General features: G+C 40.1%; 3 protein-coding genes. 2 read left to right on the top strand and 1 reads right to left on the bottom strand.

The window, feature by feature from the left end:
- Positions 1–676: 676 nt before the first annotated feature.
- Both KIV40_RS25065 and KIV40_RS25060 read left to right on the top strand, forming a co-directional pair.
- The gene (locus KIV40_RS25065) at positions 677–1,015 is read left to right on the top strand and encodes an Hpt domain-containing protein (RefSeq protein WP_285351913.1); all 339 of its coding nucleotides are present in this window, start codon (positions 677–679) and stop codon (positions 1,013–1,015) included.
- A gap of 40 nt (positions 1,016–1,055) precedes the next feature.
- Entirely contained in the window at positions 1,056–1,235 is a 180-nt protein-coding gene (locus KIV40_RS25060; RefSeq protein WP_285351911.1) for a hypothetical protein, read from the top strand.
- A gap of 412 nt (positions 1,236–1,647) precedes the next feature.
- On the opposite strand, the gene KIV40_RS25055 is transcribed toward KIV40_RS25060, so the two are convergent.
- Positions 1,648–1,880: hypothetical protein (locus KIV40_RS25055; protein ID WP_285351909.1), on the bottom strand; the 233-nt coding region annotated here is incomplete at its 5' end.

Below are 1,880 nucleotides of genomic sequence, written 5' to 3'. Positions count from 1 at the left end.
CTACCTTGAAAAACGCCGGTTTCTTCGACCGACACGCAGTGGCTTCCTGCGATGAATACCTACGTAGATTTAGTGAGTGACCATTTTAAAACGCTTTCCAGTGCAAATGAGAAGAAGCGAGTGCTCATCAAGCTAAATGAGTTCTGTTTACCTTGCAGAGAAACAACTCAATCGGAGTCAACGAATCGATTTGGCGGCTTTTAAACAGATGATGCAATGTAAATTACTCTTACTAGAATCTCGTCCCGAGTGCGCCCACCGAAAACTCATGCAATCCCTTAGCTACTATTACGCTACGCCAAGTAAAGCCCCATCACTTATCCTTAAACAAGCGATACCACTGATGGACTTTTTTGGTGAGTTTGCCATCAAACGATGTTTACTAACCTTATTAGCAGCAAAAACGGAAACGACTCTAATGCCCATTACTCAAGGGAACAACAACGATGAGGCTCTTAACAAAAGATACCCGTTTTCCGCCGAGATGCGACTCAAAAAACTATCGGATTGCAATGTTAGAGCTTCGGACTCTCTATTGAACGAGAGTATTGAGTTTCTTTCCCAACGCCCTTTACCACCTAACTGGTCTAATTGGCTTAAAGACTACCTCTCAGGCTCTTACGCATCTCAGTTACCTACCCCATTTAATCTACAAGCCACACAGTGGAGGTAAGTAATGATCAACTTCCAAGTACTCAGCACATACATAGACAACGATGTCGACATTATCTTTGCTGTTTTCTCCACTTACATGGAAGACTACGAAAATGGACTGGAACGGATTAATCAGCTTAATCAACAGCAAAATTGGCCTGAGTTGTTCTTACTATCACACAGTTTGAAAGGCATCCTTGCTAGCTTTGGTGAGGAGTCAGCCGTATTTGCACTAAACAACATTGAGGAACACACAAGAGATAATATCGCACCAGACAGCGGGGATCTGGCTATAGTTAATACAGAGTTGGTTAAGATAAACCAGCAGATAACTGATTACTTATCCAATATGGATGAGTGACAACACTATAGAAATTATACGTTAATTGGAATGCTAGGCTATGAACAACACAAATTTTAAAGAGTTGATAGATTCCTTAAAGGATCTCACTCCAACTCAAAAAAAGTACTTAATAAGCCAAACGCGGCTTTCTTTGGAAGAAAGTGAGGCTTTGAAAAACAAAGACTTACTAACTCCTGAAGAGCTCGAACTATTGCTTGCAGTAACAAATGAAAAATGAAAGGACAGTAGAGAAAGCTAGGCATGCTTTCTGTGGACTTTTAATTTCGGACGCAAAGGGGCTAAGCGATGCAGGCCCTTTGCTCCGTGGCATCTTAATTAAACGAGATGATTGTTAGAACTCGATGATTGCTAATACATATACCCCAACCAATCGAGTCCACTCTTTATCATTGTTTGATCACGCAATGGCTTCACATAAAAGTCATTAAGCCTTTCTCCTGCGATGCCATAGTTTTGTGTTCGTGTATGAATGCCAATTCCAAAATTACAGCGTTAGCTGTTTGTAATTTTGGTCAACGCTTTAGCGTTGTCACGGTAAGTACCCCAGGCATGCCCGGGGGAATCTTCTTTAAAAATAAAAGGTTAAAGTGCCTTACACTTTCGTTGCGTCTATCGAACCGTTAAGTGAATCAATTACCCGAAGATATCGATAACATAATATTATCCAAAGAATAACCAATGATAATTTTATATTTTAATTTCTTGCCTTTATCTTTAGCTTCAACAAGGTTGTTTGTTGAGATGACTCTGTCACTCCAATGAAAAACAGTGAACCCCACATCACATTCATTAAAGAAACTATTGGGTGCTAAACCGAATTGATTTAAACAAACAAATAAGGAGGTTAGGGTGTGTTGATCTT

Source organism: Vibrio sp. D173a (assembly GCF_030248475.1).
Note: the sequence above shows the minus strand (reverse complement) of the source record. Positions and strands in the feature narration are given on the sequence as shown.

Bases quoted from the DNA above. Each gene is read 5' to 3' on its own strand.
- KIV40_RS25065 (WP_285351913.1), top strand. From the start codon at position 677: ATGATCAACTTCCAAGTACTCAGCACATACATAGACAACGATGTCGAC.
- KIV40_RS25060 (WP_285351911.1), top strand. From the start codon at position 1,056: ATGAACAACACAAATTTTAAAGAGTTGATAGATTCCTTAAAGGATCTC.